The sequence below is a fragment of the Vibrio nigripulchritudo ATCC 27043 genome (assembly GCF_000222685.1).
GTDB classification, from domain to species: Bacteria; Pseudomonadota; Gammaproteobacteria; order Enterobacterales; family Vibrionaceae; genus Vibrio; species Vibrio nigripulchritudo.
The window spans coordinates 23,806-41,737 of record NZ_AFWJ01000112.1; the positions used below are offsets into that span (position 1 = coordinate 23,806).

The 17,932-nt window shown below is 46.9% G+C and carries 15 protein-coding genes; 6 read left to right on the forward strand and 9 right to left on the reverse strand.

Going from position 1 to position 17,932, the window contains the following annotated elements:
- Positions 1–10: 10 nt before the first annotated feature.
- Positions 11–775: an enoyl-CoA hydratase-related protein gene (locus RH89_RS10650; RefSeq protein ID WP_004401756.1), complete on the forward strand. Its 765-nt coding sequence runs from the start codon at positions 11–13 to the stop codon at positions 773–775.
- A 6-nt stretch (positions 776–781) separates the two neighbouring features.
- On the opposite strand, the gene RH89_RS10655 is transcribed toward RH89_RS10650, so the two are convergent.
- The 4 genes from RH89_RS10655 to RH89_RS10670 all read right to left on the reverse strand — a co-directional run bounded on the left by RH89_RS10655 (position 782) and on the right by RH89_RS10670 (position 4,900).
- Positions 782–2,227: a sensor histidine kinase gene (locus RH89_RS10655; protein ID WP_004401757.1), complete on the reverse strand. Its 1,446-nt coding sequence runs from the start codon at positions 2,225–2,227 to the stop codon at positions 782–784.
- Positions 2,224–3,030, reverse strand: a complete 807-nt coding sequence (locus RH89_RS10660) for a response regulator transcription factor (RefSeq protein WP_004401758.1) — start codon at positions 3,028–3,030, stop codon at positions 2,224–2,226. The genes RH89_RS10655 and RH89_RS10660 overlap by 4 nt, the downstream gene beginning before the upstream one ends.
- 166 nt (positions 3,031–3,196) lie before the next feature.
- Entirely contained in the window at positions 3,197–3,394 is a 198-nt protein-coding gene (locus RH89_RS10665) for a hypothetical protein (RefSeq protein WP_004401759.1), read from the reverse strand.
- A gap of 132 nt (positions 3,395–3,526) precedes the next feature.
- The gene (locus RH89_RS10670; protein ID WP_004401760.1) at positions 3,527–4,900 is read right to left on the reverse strand and encodes a PhoH family protein; all 1,374 of its coding nucleotides are present in this window, start codon (positions 4,898–4,900) and stop codon (positions 3,527–3,529) included.
- Between the two features lie 422 nt (positions 4,901–5,322).
- On the opposite strand from RH89_RS10670, the gene rapA reads away from it, so the two are divergent.
- The 3 genes from rapA to RH89_RS10685 all read left to right on the forward strand — a co-directional run bounded on the left by rapA (position 5,323) and on the right by RH89_RS10685 (position 10,056).
- Positions 5,323–8,232 (forward strand): RNA polymerase-associated protein RapA, encoded by a 2,910-nt coding sequence (gene rapA / locus RH89_RS10675; protein WP_004401761.1) that lies wholly within the window; start codon positions 5,323–5,325, stop codon positions 8,230–8,232.
- Positions 8,233–8,325: 93 nt separating this feature from the next.
- Positions 8,326–9,063: a bifunctional tRNA pseudouridine(32) synthase/23S rRNA pseudouridine(746) synthase RluA gene (gene rluA / locus RH89_RS10680; protein WP_004401762.1), complete on the forward strand. Its 738-nt coding sequence runs from the start codon at positions 8,326–8,328 to the stop codon at positions 9,061–9,063.
- A gap of 39 nt (positions 9,064–9,102) precedes the next feature.
- The gene (locus tag RH89_RS10685; RefSeq protein ID WP_004401763.1) at positions 9,103–10,056 is read left to right on the forward strand and encodes a D-2-hydroxyacid dehydrogenase; all 954 of its coding nucleotides are present in this window, start codon (positions 9,103–9,105) and stop codon (positions 10,054–10,056) included.
- 57 nt (positions 10,057–10,113) lie between these two features.
- Here RH89_RS10685 and RH89_RS10690 read toward each other — a convergent pair whose 3' ends face one another.
- From RH89_RS10690 to argR, 4 genes are all read right to left on the reverse strand, one after another.
- Positions 10,114–10,554 carry a universal stress protein gene (locus RH89_RS10690; RefSeq protein WP_004401764.1) on the reverse strand — a complete coding sequence of 147 codons (441 nt, stop codon included), beginning with the start codon at positions 10,552–10,554 and terminating at the stop codon, positions 10,114–10,116.
- A 54-nt stretch (positions 10,555–10,608) separates the two neighbouring features.
- Positions 10,609–13,191 carry a TRAP transporter permease gene (locus tag RH89_RS10695; RefSeq protein ID WP_004401765.1) on the reverse strand — a complete coding sequence of 861 codons (2,583 nt, stop codon included), beginning with the start codon at positions 13,189–13,191 and terminating at the stop codon, positions 10,609–10,611.
- Positions 13,192–13,464: 273 nt separating this feature from the next.
- Positions 13,465–14,433 (reverse strand): TAXI family TRAP transporter solute-binding subunit, encoded by a 969-nt coding sequence (locus RH89_RS10700; RefSeq protein WP_004401766.1) that lies wholly within the window; start codon positions 14,431–14,433, stop codon positions 13,465–13,467.
- A 318-nt stretch (positions 14,434–14,751) separates the two neighbouring features.
- On the reverse strand, positions 14,752–15,222 hold the full coding sequence (argR, locus tag RH89_RS10705) for a transcriptional regulator ArgR (RefSeq protein WP_004401767.1): 471 nt from the start codon (positions 15,220–15,222) through the stop codon (positions 14,752–14,754).
- Positions 15,223–15,594: 372 nt separating this feature from the next.
- Here argR and mdh point away from each other — a divergent pair, with 372 nt between their 5' ends.
- A complete protein-coding gene (gene mdh, locus RH89_RS10710) occupies positions 15,595–16,530 on the forward strand; it encodes a malate dehydrogenase (protein ID WP_004401768.1) in 936 nt (311 codons plus the stop codon).
- 123 nt (positions 16,531–16,653) lie between these two features.
- Positions 16,654–16,839 (forward strand): hypothetical protein, encoded by a 186-nt coding sequence (locus RH89_RS10715; RefSeq protein ID WP_004401769.1) that lies wholly within the window; start codon positions 16,654–16,656, stop codon positions 16,837–16,839.
- 62 nt (positions 16,840–16,901) lie between these two features.
- Here RH89_RS10715 and ispB read toward each other — a convergent pair whose 3' ends face one another.
- A complete protein-coding gene (gene ispB / locus RH89_RS10720; RefSeq protein ID WP_004401770.1) occupies positions 16,902–17,873 on the reverse strand; it encodes an octaprenyl diphosphate synthase in 972 nt (323 codons plus the stop codon).
- Positions 17,874–17,932: the final 59 nt, after the last annotated feature.

Consider the following 17,932-nt stretch of genomic DNA (forward strand, 5'->3'; position numbering starts at 1 on the left):
GAGAAAGGTCATGATTATCCAAACTGAACTAATCGGTCGCGTCGTTCTTATTCGACTCAACCGACCTGATAAACTCAACGCCCTCAACAGTGAAGTCATGTCTGCGATTACGCAGACATTGACCGAGTACGATCAAAACCCTGATATCGGCTGTTTTGTGATAACGGGGTCAGAGCGGGCTTTCGCTGCTGGTGCTGATATCGCAGAAATGTCAGACAAAAGCTACAGTGAAATGCTCAGTACCGATTACTTCTCTGGTTGGGATGCGTTTTGCTCCCTCCGGACGCCCAAGATTGCTGCGGTGTCTGGTTACGCATTGGGGGGAGGGTGTGAACTCGCCATGATGTGCGATCTGATATACGCCGCCGAATCGGCACTGTTTGGGCAGCCGGAGATTAAACTGGGTGTTATTCCGGGTATAGGAGGGACTCAGCGCCTGACTCGTTTGGTCGGCAGAGCCAAGGCGATGGATCTGATTCTCACAGGTCGAATGATGGATGCGTTGGAAGCCGAAAGGGCGGGATTGGTTGCGAGAGTAATGCCGGATGAAACTTTACTGGAAGAGACATTAGCGATTGCCAAAGTCATTGCCAGCTACAGCAAACCATCGGTATTAGTCGCCAAAGAAGCGATTGATCGAGCTGAACAAGTGCCACTTAAGGAAGGATTGTTGTTTGAAAGAAGAGTATTCCACTCTCTGTTTGCAACCAGTGATCAGAAAGAAGGGATGCACGCTTTTTTAGAAAAACGTGCTCCTAACTTTCAAGGACATTGATTAGGGTTAACCAATGTGATTGATGGCGCTGTTAACCGCTAGACCATCTGAAATCGGTTCGGCTTGCAGTCTGAACTTGGCGATAAACAAGCCCGGTTGTTCCGAGATTTCAAGTTTGGACTGATGCAGCGCCAGTATCGCATTGACAGTTTTCAGCCCCATACCTAACTCGCCACCGCTGTTAGCTGGGGCAACTGTATTGATGATCACAATGCTGATGTCCCGAACGTGCAATTGCGAAGACAATCCAGAATGCGGTTTGACAAACAGTTGAATGGTGGCGTGTTCCGGGCTGTGTCGGATAGCATTTTCCATCAGGTTATCCATCAGACGATTAAGCAGCTTTTTATCGGCATGCACTAACGCGTTGACTGAAATGGTGGTGAAAATGTCCAACGACTTTTTCTCCAGCCCCATTACAAAACGATCTTTCAGCTCTTTGATAAACTCGCTCACATCAATGGCTTCGGGTGCAACTTCGGGCTCAACCAGCTCCTTTTTTGCGGCTTCAAACTGTTCTTTAAGCTGTTCGTGAAGCTTTAGCGCATTGTTGTGGGCGGTAGACACCAGTTCCGCATTTTGTTTGCCATCGATTAACCAGGTCTCCAGATAACCTTGTATATTGGCTAACGGAGTTTTCAGGTCGTGACTTAAGCGCATTAAATACTCTCGCCTTGAATGCTCTTGCTGTCGAAGCCTCAGAAACTGCCATTGTATGTGTTCAAGTAGGTAACCAAACTGCTTGGAAAGCGGCATCAGTTCAGAAACGGGCACTTTGAGGTTGGGTTCGACGCGAAAATTCTCCTTAGCGGAGTGTTCAATCTGGCGAATCAGGTGCTGGCTCGGATTCAGGAGATCTTTTTTGATTAAGCGATAAATCAGGAAGGTGAACAATAAAATCAGAGCGATACCACCAACCAAGATAGGTGAGTATTGAATCATATAACGATTCACCCGGGCGATGGCAGAAGACTGCCGACCGATTAATACGTAAAGGTAGCCCTCAACCCCTTCTGCCCCCTGAATCTCAGAAACTGAAAACACTTTCTGGCGAGACATGTCGCGCGGGTCATCTCCCAAGATAGGCAAGTTGCCACCTTTGAGGAACTGCTTTATCGGAGCGATGTCAACGCGGGGCGCAAATTCAACACCTTCTTTAAGCCCGGTTGTGGTGATCTTCCCTGTTTTATCCAGAAAGTAGATTTCAAAATCGGGACCTAACATCATCAATGTGTGGAAAATACTTTTCAACGCTTTAGGGGAGTAATCATTCCCCTCCATTAACGGGTTTTCGTCTCGCATGTGGCGAGCCAGATCTTTATGAAGAAACTGACGGGCACTTTGTTCACTGTTTTGCCAGGTCATATGGAAGTGGTAGGTAAGGAGAGGAATGCTCACCAAAGCCCAGACAAGAGAAAGCAGAAAGAGACGTTTTTGAAACGAACGGGTCATGGTCTCGCCTCATGCTGAAATTTGTATCCGACGCCCCACACGGTTCGAATATAGCGGATTTTGTTTTGAGGCTTTTCTATTTTGTTTCTCAGTCGGTTGATGGTGCTGCACACCGTGTGATGGTAGCCGTCATAGTCGGTATCCCATACCCTCATGAGCAGTTCATCTTTGGTGAATACTCTTCCCGGTTTGCTGGCAAGGCAGTAAAGCAGGGAGAATTCTGTTGGCGTAAGGTTGACGTTTGCTCCGGCAAGGCGCACTTCATGCTGCTTTTTGGAAATGACCAGCTCGTCGAAGATCAAAGCGGCAGGCGTATCCCGTTCAACCTGCTCGGGGGCAAGTTGGTGGGTTGAATGGTTCGCAACCTGCCAGTCTGGGTTGGCTTGTGGTGGCGTCACATCTGATGCATTGTCGCTGGCATCTTGCCAGTGAGAGTGCTGAGCCCTTCGTAGCAAAGCCCGGACTCTGGCCTGAAGTTCGATCACGCTGAACGGTTTGGTCAGGTAATCGTCCGCTCCGGCTTCCAGTCCATCCACCATATCATGCTCGCTGGTTAAGGCTGTCAGCATAAGAACGGGGATTCCGATATGTTGTTGTCGCAATAGTTTGCACATTTCAGTGCCGTCACCATCACACAGCTTTCTGTCCAGAATAACCGCGTCTGCCAACCCCTGGCAGGCGATCTGATACCCTTCGCTGATGTGAGATGTAAGAATGGTTTTGTAACCCTGAACCTTCAAATTAAGGCTGATCAGGTTCGCCATATCCTGGTCGTCTTCGACCACTAGAATCGTATATGACATCGTGACTTCCCTCTCTAGTCGATTCAAGAAGTAGACCAATTCTGATGTGCTTCTCTTTCAGACCAACGTCAGGAAATTCGCTTTTAGGATAGAAAAGTGGAACTGGTCTCAAAAATGATTGAAGAGTGAAACACAGGGAAAATTAGCGTGTCACGAAATGAGCTTTTCAGGAAGAAAAGAGCGTAGGTGAGTAGTCAAAACGCCAAGTCCATCGCTCAAAGGCGTTCGTCTTATTCACATTTTGAAGATGACGAATAATATCAACCGCTTTGATTGAACCCATGTAAGTATCATCGGGCTCGAACTCGTCAATCAGGACTGATTGGTCGAGGGTACTTTCCAGTTGTAAATAGATTCTCGCCATCGTTCACCTCACTATTGATAGAATTCTTGGTCTCTGAACCTAATTATTACCAGCAAAAGCGATAAGTTGAACGTTGGGTATGTAAGCGTATGTCAGGAAGTGCCTCTCACATGGTGTGAGAGGCATTTAGGGTTACAGGTTTTCTTCAGCAAACTCTGCCAGGCGGCTACGTACAACACCATTTAGGTGCACGTTGGCACTGCCTTCAAAGTTTTTGAAGCGTTCAACCATATAGGTCAAACCCGAGGTGACCGGGGTCAGATAAGGGGAATCGATCTGTGCCAGGTTACCGGAGCACACGATCTTAGTCCCTTCACCACAACGGGTGATGATGGTTTTGATTTGAGAAGCCGTCAGGTTCTGACACTCATCCAGCAACACAAAGGCATTCTGAATAGAACGGCCGCGCATAAAGTTGATCGACTTAAATTGAATGTTGGCCTTATCACAAATGTACTTGAGCGAACCTTCAGTGCAGTGGTCGTTTTTATGCAATGCTTCTAACGTATCGGTGACGGCAGCCAGCCAAGGCATCATCTTCTCTTCTTCCGTACCCGGTAAGAAGCCAATGGATTCACCAATGTCTGGCGTATTTCGGGTGACGATGATCTTATCGAACTGATTGCGTTCAATCGACATGTCCAGCGCTGCTGCCATGGCTAACATGGTTTTACCACTGCCCGCTGCCCCCGTAAGGATGACCAAATCAATATCCGGGTCGAGCAGAGCATCAAGCGCCATACCCTGATAGATATTTTTTGGTCTCACATCCCATGCCTGGCGGTTCATCAGGCGCTCTCGGCTAAGGTGTTTGAGAGTGACTGTCTGCTTGTCCATTGAATCGACACGAGCAGCAAAGTCGGTATCTTTATCTACGATGTATTGGTTAATGAAAGTCGGTTCAAGCGACTCTTTGTTGATGTCGTGATAGGTTCGACCGGCTTCGCTGCGGCTTTCAACCTTTTCTATGTTTGTCCAGAAATCCCCTTCGTAGGTATGGAAGCCTTTGGTCAGGAACTGAACATCGTCAATCAACTGATCGGTGCGGTAATCCTCTACGAATCGCACACCAGCACCTTTGGCGCGTAATCGCATGTTGATGTCTTTGGTTACAAGAACCACTTCACGAGGGGATCGTTTGTTCTGCAGGTAAATCACCCCGTTTAAAATTCGGTTATCGCCTTCTTTGTCGGCAAACGCGCGAACGGTTTCCTGCAATTCAAAATCGGCAAGAATAGCGAGCGTGCCGCTGGCGTTGTCTTTGGAGAGAGGAATGCCTTCAGAGATTTGGTCTGGAGTGGCATCGTGAAACAGGTTTTCCATTGCTCGAATCGCTACGCGTGCGTCCCTTGCTACATCGCGTTTACTGTCTTTGATTCGGTCGAGTTCTTCGAGGACGGTCATTGGAATGACCACATCATGTTCTTGAAAGGAATAAATTGCGAAAGGTTCGTGCAGAAGGATATTCGTATCCAGTACAAAGATTTTCCGGTCGGTATCGCCCATAAGCGTCTCCTTTTCTGCCGCAGCAGAGTGCTTAGCCAAGCATTTGTCTGAGGCATAGGTCACTGCAGAAGGCGAGGGGTACCAAAACCCCAAAAAGGTACCGCTAGGAGAGTGACATACTTCAGACCCGTTAAGATACCAAACTCAACACCTTTCCTGTTTCGGTGCGAGCTCATTAGTAAGTATAAGCAACAGTTCATGGGTTTGTAATTTAGATTTGTCACAACTCTTTTACACTTTGATTGCAATTGCGAAATGGGTAAAAAAAAGCGTCAAATTACTCGCGATGAACGTGACGCGAATCACGTGTTCAAGTAAGATGAGCGCCCTTTTGAACAGGGTGAAGAAAAAACACAGGATTCTGTCCTTCACGTATAATTGCCCTGTAGAAACAGAACATATCAATTGAGGTAGTCAATCACATGACATTTGCTTTAGGTCAACGCTGGATCAGTGACACAGAAAGTGACTTGGGTTTGGGTACGGTAGTGGCGCTGGATGCCAGAACCGTGACTTTGCTATTTGCGGCGTCGGAAGAAAACCGAGTGTATGCCCGCTCAGATGCCCCGGTAACTCGCGTGACGTTCAATGTTGGCGATGTGATTGATTCCCACGAAGGCTGGAGCCTGAAAGTCGACCAAGTTGTTGATGACAACGGCGTCTTATCTTACCTAGGTACACGTACCGACACCGAAGAAACGGGTGTGTTACTGCGCGAAATCATGCTCAGTCATCAAATCCGTTTCAATAAGCCTCAGGACAAACTGTACGCCGGTCAAATTGATCGCATGGACAACTTTGTTTTGCGTTACCGTGCTCTGAATAATCAGTATCAGCAGCATAAAAGCCCAATGCGCGGTTTGTGTGGTATGCGTGCAGGTTTGATTCCTCATCAGCTTTACATCGCTCACGAAGTGGGTCGCCGACATGCACCGCGTGTTCTCCTTGCTGATGAAGTAGGTTTAGGTAAAACCATCGAAGCTGGCATGATCATCCACCAGCAGGTGCTATCTGGTCGTGCTGAGCGCATTTTAATTGTGGTGCCAGAAACCCTTCAGCATCAGTGGCTGGTGGAAATGATGCGTCGCTTCAACCTGCACTTCTCAGTGTTTGACGAAGAGCGTTGTATTGAAGCATACGCCGAAGCGGATAACCCATTTGACACTCAGCAATACGTGCTGTGTTCTCTGGATTTTCTACGCAAGAGCAAAAAGCGTTTTGAACAGGCTTTGGATGCAGACTGGGATCTTCTGGTTGTCGACGAAGCGCATCACCTTGAGTGGAGTCAGGACAACCCAAGCCGTGAATACCAAGTGGTAGAAGGTCTGGCGCAGCGCACGGCTGGGGTATTATTGCTTACGGCAACACCAGAGCAGTTAGGTCATGAAAGCCACTTTGCCCGTCTTCGTCTTCTCGATCCAGATCGTTTTTACGATTACGAGGCTTTCGTAAAAGAAGAGCAGCAATACGCGCCGGTTGCCGATGCCGTCGCAACTCTGTTTTCTGGTGAAAAGCTGGAAAATGAAGCGAAAAACCAAATTACTGAATTGCTTTCCGAGCAGGATGTCGAGCCATTATTCCGCATCATAGAAGGCAATTGCGAAGAAGAAGAAAAAGCCAAAGCGCGCCAAGAGTTAATCGATAACCTGATGGATCGTCACGGTACAGGTCGCGTACTTTTCCGTAACACTCGTGCGGCAATCAAAGGTTTCCCGGAGCGAAACGTACATCTTCTGCCAATGGATATTCCAAGCCAGTACACCACGGCAATGCGAGTGGCTGGCATGTTGGGTGGGCAGATGAGCGCAGAAGCTCGCGCCATGAAGATGCTTTATCCAGAAGAAATCTATCAGGAATTTGAAGGCGACAGCGCAACCTGGTGGCAGTTTGATTCTCGAGTGAACTGGCTAATCGAAAAAGTGAAAACTAAGCGCAGCGAGAAGGTTCTGGTGATTGCTTCTCGTGCCAATACTGCACTTCAACTTGAACAGGCACTTCGTGAGCGTGAAGGCATTCGTGCCACGGTTTTCCATGAAGGTATGTCGATTCTGGAACGTGATAAAGCCGCAGCTTACTTTGCGCAGGACGAAGGTGGTGCTCAGGTGCTGATTTGTTCTGAGATTGGTTCGGAAGGTCGTAACTTCCAGTTTGCTAACCAATTAGTGATGTTCGATTTGCCATTTAACCCTGACCTGTTAGAGCAGCGAATCGGTCGTCTGGATCGTATCGGGCAGCAACGCGACATCGATATCTACGTGCCTTACCTGAAAGGGACTTCTCAAGCGATTCTTGCACGCTGGTTTGATGAAGGCTTGAGTGCCTTTGGCGAAACATGCCCGACAGGACGTGCAGTTTACGATCAGTATTCCGAGCAGTTAATCGAGATGTTGGCGTCAGGCAATACTGAAACGCTGGACGAAGTAATTGAACACTCACGCCATATGAATCAGGAACTGAAATTCAAGCTAGAGCAAGGTCGTGACCGTTTGCTTGAGATCCACTCTAATGGTGGCGAAAAAGCGCAAGGGATTGTTGAGCAAATTGAATCGACCGACGGCGATACGAATCTGGTTACGTTCGCTCTTAGCCTTTTCGATACCATTGGTCTGAATCAGGATGATAAAGGCGAAAATGCGCTGGTGGTGACGCCTTCTGAGCACATGATGGTGCCGAGCTACCCAGGTCTTCCTTATGAAGGTGCGACTATTACTTTTGATCGTGATACTGCACTTTCACGCGAAGATATGCACTTCATGAGTTGGGAGCACCCAATGATTCAGGGTGGCATTGATTTACTGCTAAGCGAAGGTGTAGGCACCTCGGCAGTATCACTTCTGAAAAACAAAGCGCTGCCAGTGGGTACGATTCTTCTGGAGCTGGTTTATCTGGTGGATGCGCAAGCGCCTAAACGCAGTGGCTTGTCTCGCTTCTTACCACAAACCCCAATTCGCATGATGCTTGATGGCAAGGGCAACGACTTGTCTGAACAGGTTGAATTTGAAGGCTTCAACCGTCAGTTAAGTCCGGTGAATCGTCATCTTGCAAGCAAGCTAGTGAATTCGGTTCAAAATGACGTTCACAAGCTGATAGAAGCCGGTGAAGGACACATTCAGGGTCACCTCGAAAAAGTACGTGAAGGTGCATTGAAAGACATGCAATCCAGCTTGAATGGTGAACTAGAAAGGCTACAGGCATTAAAAGCCGTTAACCCGAACATTCGTGACGAAGAGCTGGAATCGATTGAATCCCAAATCAAAGAGCTGACTGGCTACATCCAAAGTGCTCAGATTCAATTGGACTCACTCCGCCTGATTGTGGTGAGCCACAACTAGGACATGGCATAGATGCAAAGGAGAAGTGGTCAGCCACTTCTCCTTACTCTTTCAGCGAATCAAAGTGTTAAACCAACCGAACGCGTCTTTATTATGGCAATGCTTGAATACACTCCACCCACAGAACCTTGGACAGACATCAGTTATCAGGATGAAGATATTCTGATAGCCAATAAGCCTTCTGGCTTACTGTCTGTTCCTGGCAAAGCGCCAGAGCACGCAGACTGCATGTGGAGCCGTTTGCGTGAAACGTATTCTGAGATAGAAGTGGTGCATCGGCTGGATATGTCGACTTCTGGCTTGATGCTGTTCGCCAAACACAAAGAAGCAGAACGAGCACTGAAAAAGCAGTTTCAGTATCGCTTGACCCATAAGATCTATTACGCTCGCGTTTGGGAGCATCCCGAAAACGATCAGGGTGAAGTCGATTTACCGCTGATTTGTGACTGGCCAAATCGCCCACGTCAGAAAGTCTGTTTTGAGCATGGAAAGCCTTCACTAACTCGCTATCAAGTCGTTAAGCGTGAAGAGAAGACGTCCATCGTCAGGTTATTACCCATCACTGGACGCTCTCACCAATTAAGAGTCCACATGCAAGCTTTAGGTCACGCGATTGTTGGGGATGAGTTTTATGCGTCTCCAGAAGCCATGGCGTTTGCCGATAGGCTAGAGTTGCATGCAACAGAGCTGACGTTTTACCACCCAGCAACGCAAGAATTGCAGGTGATGTTCGTGCCTTGTGATTTTTATCCCGAAGCGAAACCCGAAATTCTGCAACAATTTCAGCTCGATAACACATTACCGGATTATAAGACCCTGCCTACACCCTAGGTCAACAGACCCTAATCAGAGGCAGGAAAGGAGCCTTCAATGAAAATCGTCTTTCTAGATAGAGACACCATTCCTGCCCAGATTCCCGTTCCAAAACCTGCTTTTGACCACGAGTGGATAGAGTATCCACTGACGACAGCCGAAGAAACGACAAGCCGCATTCAGGACGCCGACATCATCATTACCAATAAAGTGGTTCTGAACTCCGACAACCTGCAATCTGCGGCGTCGGTCAAGCTGATAGCTGTTGCGGCGACTGGCACCAACAACATCGATCTTGAGTACTGTAGAAGCCGCGGTATCGCTGTTTGTAATATCCAAGGGTATGCGACCCAATCAGTTCCTGAACATGTTATTGCATCAGTGTTTGCGCTAAGACGCAACCTCATGGCGTATCACCAAGACATCGCCAATGGAGAATGGCAGAAGAAAAAGCAGTTCTGCTTTTTTACTCATCCTATCGGTGATATTGCCGGTTCCACAATGGGCATCATCGGCTCGGGCGCATTGGGAAGAGCAACAGGCAAACTTGCAAAATCGGTGGGTATGAATGTCATCTATGCAGAACGCAAAGGTGAATCGGAATGTCGTCAGGGTTATTCACCCTTTGAACAGGTGCTGACCGAGTCGGATGTTATCAGTTTGCACTGCCCACTTACCGAAAGTACCCTCAATCTGATTGGCGCATATGAGCTCAAGCAAATGAAGAACAATGCCATTCTCATTAATGCAGGTCGAGGTGGCTTAGTTGACGAGAATGCGCTGGTGGAAGCACTTCAATCCAATACCATTGCAGGTGCCAGCGTGGATGTATTTACCCAAGAGCCCGCCGACGAGTCTAACCCTCTGATCGCGAATATGGATTTACCCAATCTATTGCTCACTCCTCACGTAGCCTGGGGAAGCGACAGTGCAATCACTCGTCTTTGTGAAATTCTGGTCGAGAATATTGAGTCTTATGTCGATGGGGAATTACACAATCGAGTGGTTTAGAACATACAAAAAAGCACGCTGAACAGCGTGCTTTTCACTTCTGTAAGGTATTGAACTTTAACCTTGTGGTTTCACTACCAATACACTGACTTTGGCGCTTTGCACAACCTTGGATGCGACTGAACCCAATACTGCCTTGTTTAGCTTAGAACGCTTGTGACTAGGCATGATGATAAGGTCGACATTGAGTTTGTCTGCATGCTTAAGAATGGCGGCGTAAGGCTTGCCTTCAGCGACATGTGCTTCGTTTGTGATTTTTGCTTTGGTTAGGCTTTCATCTGCTACTTTCTGCAACTGCGCTTTTACGTCTTTCTTCATCTGGCTGGCCGCGTCTTTTGGAAAGTACGTAGCGACCATGGAGTTATGAATACCCGGAAGAACGGTTAGTAGGTGGACTTTTGCATCTGAGTTTTTAGCGTGCCAAACAGCCAGCTCAATGGCTTTATCAGCAAAGCCTTCGTCGTTAAGGTCGACGGGAACCAATATATTTTTATACATAGCTTATCTCTTGTAAGGCAGCACCGGATTGGGTGCTGCCGATTTTAGAATGAATTAAGCTGGAATGGCGTCTTTCATCGCACGACGTCGTTGGTTCCAGGCCATGGCAAACAAAATCAGAAGGGCAGGAACAAACACCCACTCTTTCATTGGGCGATCCGCTTCCAGAACAACCGATTTAATTTCCCAGTCAAAATCGATACCAGATGCTTCTGCAGGGCTGCCAAATTCAACCATATCAACAATCATGCGACCATCGACTTCGTTCAGCATCAGACCCATGGAGCTCACTCGCTCTTCACCTGTTGCGGCTGAATCTTCGAATGGCAGACGTACTGTCTTTTCACTGTAATCGCCATCTAAGTTTTCACCGCCCACACGAAGTTCCAGAGTCTGACCTATGTTCAGACCTTCTGCAATTTCAACAATCTGATTGCCTTCATAGTAATCTTTTGCTGGGTAAAGCATGTCCCACCAGAAACCCGGACGGAAGAAGGAGAACGTCAGCACCAACAACAGTACAGTTTCCCACCATTTGTTTCTCGTGAACCACCAGCCTTGCGTTGCTGCTGAGAAAATCAGCATTGCGATAATGGAAGAAATCACCGTCAGAAGCAGGTGCCACCACGAGTCGATACCCATCATCAGTAGTTGGGTGTTGAAAATGAACATGAATGGCAAGATTGCAGTTCGGATGTCGTAGGTAAAGCCCTGAATACCAGTTTTGATTGGGTCAGACTTTGCAATCGCTGCGGCAGCAAAAGCAGCCAGACCAACTGGTGGCGTATCATCGGCTAAGATACCGAAGTAGAACACAAACAGGTGAACGGCAATCAGAGGAATGATCAATCCATGAGCTGCACCCAGTGTCACGATGACTGGAGCCATCAGAGTCGATACTACGATGTAGTTTGCGGTGGTAGGAAGACCCATACCCAGAATAAGTGAGATAACCGCAGTGAACAGAAGCATCAGGATAACGCTGCCGCCTGAGATAAACTCAACGAAGTCTGTCATTACCAAGCCGATACCTGTCAGAGTAACTACGCCTACAACCGTACCAGCGGCTGCTGTCGCAACACCGATACCAATCATATTACGAGCACCAGAGACCAGTGCTTCCGCCAGGTCAACAAAACCTTCTTTTGCTTGAGTGGCAACGCTGTCGCCAGATTTAGACATGATGGCAAGCAGCGGACGCTGAGTGATCAGAATGAAGATCATGAACACTGTTGCCCAGAAAGCAGACAGACCAGGTGAGAATCGCTCTACGGTTAAACACCAAACCAACACAACGATAGGCAGAAGGTAATGCAGACCAGACTTAATGGTTGGACCCGGTTCAGGGACTTCGGTTAACTCGGAGTCAATCGAAATGTTGCCCTCTTTCATGTGCTTAGAAGATACGCGAATCAGTGCCACATATGCCACAAGTAAAGCAACGGTTACGATCGGCGTTGCCGCTTCGCCAAACACATCTTTCGTCCAGCCTACACCGTAGTACACCAATGCACTGATGATACACAGACCTAAAATTGTTCCTGTAAAGGAAAGAAGGCTTTGTACCAGTGTTGGGTTATGGCGACGAGGCAGACCAGTCATGCCTGCTTTACAGGCTTCAAGGTGAACGATGTAAATCAAAGCGATGTAAGAAATCAACGCAGGCAGAAGTGCTGCTTTAATCACTTCAACATAAGAAATGCCCACGTACTCCACCATCAGGAATGCGGCAGCACCCATGATTGGCGGTGTTAGCTGACCGTTGGTGGATGCTGCAACTTCAACAGCACCAGCTTTAGTGCCAGGGAAGCCGACGCGCTTCATCAGTGGAATGGTAAACGTACCTGTGGTCACAACGTTGGCAATGGACGAGCCCGAAACCAGACCTGATAAACCAGAAGCCACTACTGCTGCTTTTGCAGGACCACCACGCATATGACCGAGTAGTGAGAATGCGACTTTGATGAAGTATGCCCCTGCACCTGCTCGCTCTAACATTGCACCAAACAATACGAACAGGAATACGAAGGAAGTCGATACACCCAATGCAACGCCAAATACCCCTTCAGTTGTTAACCAAAGATGTGACATGGCCTTATTCAGACTTGCGCCTTTGTGGGCAATTACGTCTGGCATGTATGGACCTGCAAAGGTGTAGGTTAAGAAGACCGCTGCAACCACCATGAGTGGGGGACCAAGCGCGCGACGAGTCGCTTCTAGCAATAACACCATGCCTGTAACGGCTGCTACGATATCAAACGTAGTGGGTGCGCCAGAACGCCCTGCGAGCTCGGTATAAAATAGATAAATGTATGCCGCTGAAAAGCTACCTGCCAGTGCCAAAACCCAGTCGATAAGGGGAATATGATCCCTTGGGGAGTTTTTCATCGCCGGGTAAGCAGTAAATGCCAGGAAGATTGCAAATGTCAGGTGGATTGCTCGGGCTTCTGTGTCGTTCAGAACGAAAATATTGAAAATAAATGGCAGAGGTGATGCGTACCACAGTTGGAAAAGGGACCAACAAAGAGGGACAAACCATAAGATCCGACCTGGAATACCTGAAGGGTTTCGTGCTCCGGTGTCGGCCTGTGCCACCATATCTTGCACATCTTGAGACGGTGTTGTTGTCTGCGTCATGTACGTTATCCTTATTATTTTTGGTGTTTTGTGCTGCGTATCCTGCAGCCGATCGTTCATTTAATGTAACGAAAAAATCTTAACAAAATATTAACAAGTGTATTCAGTCTAGCTATTGAGACTACTCAAGACAATAATCGGTGTTTTGAAACAGTGCATCAGTCAGAATTATCGTAGGTGCTGTCTGGAGAGCGACTGTTTGTATGCGCTGTCAAAAGGCAATAAAAAGGAGGCAATCGCGCCTCCTTTTTTATCGTTTAAAGAGCAGGCGCTTTATTTAAGCAGACCAATTTCTCTGTAGTATTTCTCAGCACCTGGGTGTAGAGGAATGGAAAGACCCGCTTTCACCATGTCTTCTTTCTTCAGGTTTGCAAATGCTGGGTGCAAACGCTTAAACGTGCTGAAGTTTTCGAATACCGCTTTTGCTACGTTGTAAGCAACTTCGTCAGATACGTCTGAAGTGGTTACCATAGTTGCAGCAACACCGAAGCTCTTAACGTCGCCATCAGTACCACGGTACATACCAGCAGGTACGTTGCTGTACGCGTAGTAAGGGTTGTCCGCTACGATCTTGTCGATCTCTTTACCCGTTGCAGATACCAGTTTCGCGTCACAAGATGTTGTCGCTTCTTTAATAGAGCCATTCGGGTGACCTACCATGTAAATGAATGCGTCAATCTTGTTATCACAAAGTGCTTGTGAACGCTCAGAACCTTTTAGCTCAGATGCCAGCTTAAAGCTGTCGTTTGTCCAGCCAAATGACTCCATCACTACGCCCATTGTTGCGCGATCACCAGAACCAGGGTTACCGATGTTCACACGTTTGCCTTTAAGATCAGCAACGTTTTCAATGTTTGCGTCTGCACGTGCAATGATGTTGAACGGTTCAGTGTGAAGAGAGAACATAGCACGCAGCTTTTTGTACGGACCTTGTTCAGAGAATTTACTTGTACCGTTGTAACCGTGGAACTGCCAGTCTGACTGAACAACGCCAAAGTCCAGTTCACCAGCTCGAATGGTATTTACGTTGTAGATAGAACCGCCAGTGGATTCTACTGAACAACGGATATTGTGTTCTTTACGACCTTTGTTCACTAGCTTACAAATCGCACCACCTGTTGGGTAGTAAACGCCAGTAACGGAGCCTGTACCAATGGTAATGAATTCTTGAGCGTGAACAGAACCAGCACCTGCAACGGCTGCTGCAATCGCACTGATTTTTACAAGGTGTTTAAATGCCATGAATTTCCCTTCCTTATTTTCATTATTCGCCACGTGATGTGGAATAGCTTCCTATTGGAAACGGCATCTTTTTCAGTCCATTAGATGAAAAAGTGGCTGAATAATAGCAAAAATCAGGTTGGAAATTACAAGAATGTTAATTTCTATAGACGATAAGTCTGGAGACGAAATGGAATAAAGGAAATAAATAACCCCATAAAATCTTTGTTTTTCATGGGGTTAGAGTTTGGGGCTTAGTTAAGTAGCAGATTGTATTTTTTGTGATCTACTTCGCTTATTTAATGTAATCATCAAAAATAACATTTCAGCGTGTGAAAATTAACCAGCGTATTCAAACAATTCGCAAACCGAACGGAATAACTCTTCGGTTGTAACAGGCAATGTAGGGGTGATGAATATGGTGTCGTCACCAGCAACCACACCCAAAATGCCTTCGGATTTTCCAAGGGAGTCAAGTAGCCGGGCAATCAGTTGAGCTGCTCCCGGACCCGTGTGGATGACAACAAGAGCGTTGTTGTGGTCAATATCCAAAACCAACTCTCTTAAAGAGCTGGAAACCGTTGGAACCCCAAGTTCTGCTGGAAGGCAATATACCATTTCCATTTTGGCATTGCGGGTACGCACTGCGCCAAATTTAGTCAACATACGTGAAACTTTGGATTGGTTGATGTTTTCAAAACCTTCCAGCTTCAACGCGTCGACAATTTCACCTTGTGAACCAAAACGCTCTTCTTTTAATAGCGCTTTAAACGCGCGCACAAGGGTGTCTTGCTTTTCTGTATTTCGCATGATTCTCAGTTTCATATAATTAAAACTATTTTTGTTATTTTTGCATAGATAATGTGCCTTCACCAACTTCTGCCCGATTTCTGCTACTAAAGTCACTTGTAGTTGTGCCAAAGTCACGAGAATATATGAGATTAATGCCACAAAATTTTGAATCCAACTTGTTGTAGCTTCAATGTTTTAAGAGCATGCTCTCGCTTCATTTTGTGGCACGTCAGAGGTGAGTTGCGCGAAGTCGCAAAGCTGGGGTTAATTAATTGTAATAAGATCGTAGTTACTATAATTTCTTATTTACATATGAGGTTAAAAAACCCAACTCCCAAACGTTTCATACCTTAACGTGAAGTATTGCTAAATTACCCAAGGAGAATAACCATGAAAGTAGCCGTCATTGGTGCCGCAGGAGGCATTGGCCAAGCACTTGCACTTCTACTCAAGAACCGTTTACCAGCAGGTTCTGATCTTGCACTTTACGATATCGCTCCAGTCACTCCAGGTGTTGCAGCGGACTTGAGCCACATCCCAACGCCGGTTTCAATTAAAGGTTATGCAGGTGAAGACCCTACACCAGCACTGGAAGGTGCAGACGTTGTACTGATTTCCGCTGGTGTTGCACGTAAGCCAGGTATGGATCGTGCGGATCTGTTTAATGTGAATGCGGGCATCGTTAAGTCGCTTGCTGAGAAAATTTCTGTTGTTTGCCCTTCGGCATGCGTTGGTATCATTACAAACCCAGTAAACACGACTGTTCCAATCGCTGCAGAAGTACTGAAGAAAGCAGGCGTTTACGACAAGCGTAAGCTATTTGGTGTAACTACTCTGGACGTTATCCGTTCTGAAACTTTTGTTGCTGAGCTAAAAGACAAAGATCCAGGCGACATTCGCGTTCCTGTTATCGGCGGTCACTCTGGTGTGACTATTCTTCCTCTGCTTTCTCAAGTTGAAGGTGTAGAGTTCACTGACGAAGAAGTTGAAGCTCTGACTAAGCGTATCCAAAATGCAGGTACTGAAGTAGTAGAAGCTAAAGCGGGTGGCGGTAGTGCAACGCTTTCGATGGGTCAGGCGGCATGTCGTTTCGGTCTGGCACTTGTTAAAGCACTTCAGGGTGAAGAAGGTGTTATTGAGTGCGCTTACGTTGACGGTGGCAGCGAGCACGCAGAATACTTTGCTCAGCCAGTTAAACTTGGTAAGAACGGTGTAGAAGAAGTACTGAGCTACGGTGAGATCAGTGCTTACGAGCAGGCTGCACTGGATGGCATGTTAGATACACTGAAAGGTGATATCGCTATCGGTGTTGACTTCGCAAAGTAATCACCAGGGGTCATTGACCCGAAGCCATTAAATGTAAAAGTCGACCTTTTGGGTCGGCTTTTTTGATCGCTCTTCCTATGCTTTACGTAATTCAATTCGTGCTAGGTAAGTAGGAGAGTGAAAGTGGATATTTCCAGACTGACAAAAGGAATGTGGGTAGAAAAAGACGACTGCGTGGCAGAGGTCTTAATCGTAGATACAGCAACCAACATGGTATTGATGGAAAACACAAAATCTAATCAGCAGATAATGCAATCCATCAGTGAGCTAGAACAGAGCTGGCATATTTACAATGGCTGTTTAGGGTAAACGAATAAGCGCTCCCAGTGGAGCGCTTATTCGTAGTGGTCAGTGTTAACAGACATTAACTGTTACTTACTGCGTTTCACCGCCATATGAGCAAGCGTCACCAGTGCTTCTTTGTATTCTGACTCCGGCAGTACATCAAGTTCGGCGATGGCTTTATCAGCTTCTTTGTTTGCTAGATCTGTAGTGTATTCAAGAGAGCCTGTCTCTTTCATTGCCTGAAGAATGTCATCCAGACGCTCCATGCCATTGGCTTTTTCAATCGCCTCGTGGATCATCTCACGTTGTGCTTCAGTACCATTTCTCATTGCGTAAAGAAGAGGAAGAGTAGGTTTGCCTTCTGCGAGGTCATCACCCACATTCTTACCCATCTCTTTGCCGTCTGCCGTGTAATCCAAAACATCGTCAATTAACTGGAAGGCTGTACCTAGGTACTTGCCGTAGTTTTGCAAGGCCGTCTCTATTTCTGGTGATGAGTCCGTCAGGATTGCGCCAATTTGAGTAGCTGCCTCAAACAGTCTTGCTGTTTTTGAGTAGATGACTTGCATGTAGCTTTCTTCAGTGGTGCTTGGGTCATTACAGTTCATTAACTGCTGCACTTCACCTTCAGCAATGATGTTTACGGCATCGCTCATCAATTTAAGGATCTTCATGGATCCTAGCTCAGTCATCATTTGGAAAGAGCGAGTATAGATAAAGTCACCCACCAATACGCTTGCCGCATTACCAAACGCTGCGTTGGCTGTTGCTTTTCCTCGACGCATGTCTGATTCATCGACAACGTCATCATGCAGCAGTGTAGCAGTGTGAATAAACTCAATAAATGCAGCTGCAGTGGTGTGACTGCTTCCTTGGTATCCCAATGCACGTGCAGAAAGCACAGCAAGAAGTGGGCGTAGGCGTTTGCCGCCTCCACTCACAATATAAAATCCAAGTTGATTAATTAAACTTACATCCGAGTTGAGTTGAGCAAGGATGGTTTCGTTCACTTTTGCCATATCATCGGCTGTGAGCGCTTGGATAGCTTTAAAATCCATTGTACTTCCGGCTGAGGTTAGACCCTGTAAGGCTTAATGATTTTGATTAATTGCTGAAT

Bases quoted from the DNA above. Each gene is read 5' to 3' on its own strand.
- mdh (WP_004401768.1), top strand. From the start codon at position 15,595: ATGAAAGTAGCCGTCATTGGTGCCGCAGGAGGCATTGGCCAAGCACTT.
- RH89_RS10655 (WP_004401757.1), bottom strand. From the start codon at position 2,227: ATGACCCGTTCGTTTCAAAAACGTCTCTTTCTGCTTTCTCTTGTCTGG.
- rapA (WP_004401761.1), top strand. From the start codon at position 5,323: ATGACATTTGCTTTAGGTCAACGCTGGATCAGTGACACAGAAAGTGAC.
- RH89_RS10685 (WP_004401763.1), top strand. From the start codon at position 9,103: ATGAAAATCGTCTTTCTAGATAGAGACACCATTCCTGCCCAGATTCCC.
- RH89_RS10650 (WP_004401756.1), top strand. From the start codon at position 11: ATGATTATCCAAACTGAACTAATCGGTCGCGTCGTTCTTATTCGACTC.
- RH89_RS10665 (WP_004401759.1), bottom strand. From the start codon at position 3,394: ATGGCGAGAATCTATTTACAACTGGAAAGTACCCTCGACCAATCAGTC.
- argR (WP_004401767.1), bottom strand. From the start codon at position 15,222: ATGCGAAATACAGAAAAGCAAGACACCCTTGTGCGCGCGTTTAAAGCG.
- rluA (WP_004401762.1), top strand. From the start codon at position 8,326: ATGGCAATGCTTGAATACACTCCACCCACAGAACCTTGGACAGACATC.
- RH89_RS10695 (WP_004401765.1), bottom strand. From the start codon at position 13,191: ATGACGCAGACAACAACACCGTCTCAAGATGTGCAAGATATGGTGGCA.
- RH89_RS10660 (WP_004401758.1), bottom strand. From the start codon at position 3,030: ATGTCATATACGATTCTAGTGGTCGAAGACGACCAGGATATGGCGAAC.
- RH89_RS10700 (WP_004401766.1), bottom strand. From the start codon at position 14,433: ATGGCATTTAAACACCTTGTAAAAATCAGTGCGATTGCAGCAGCCGTT.
- ispB (WP_004401770.1), bottom strand. From the start codon at position 17,873: ATGGATTTTAAAGCTATCCAAGCGCTCACAGCCGATGATATGGCAAAA.
- RH89_RS10670 (WP_004401760.1), bottom strand. From the start codon at position 4,900: ATGGGCGATACCGACCGGAAAATCTTTGTACTGGATACGAATATCCTT.
- RH89_RS10690 (WP_004401764.1), bottom strand. From the start codon at position 10,554: ATGTATAAAAATATATTGGTTCCCGTCGACCTTAACGACGAAGGCTTT.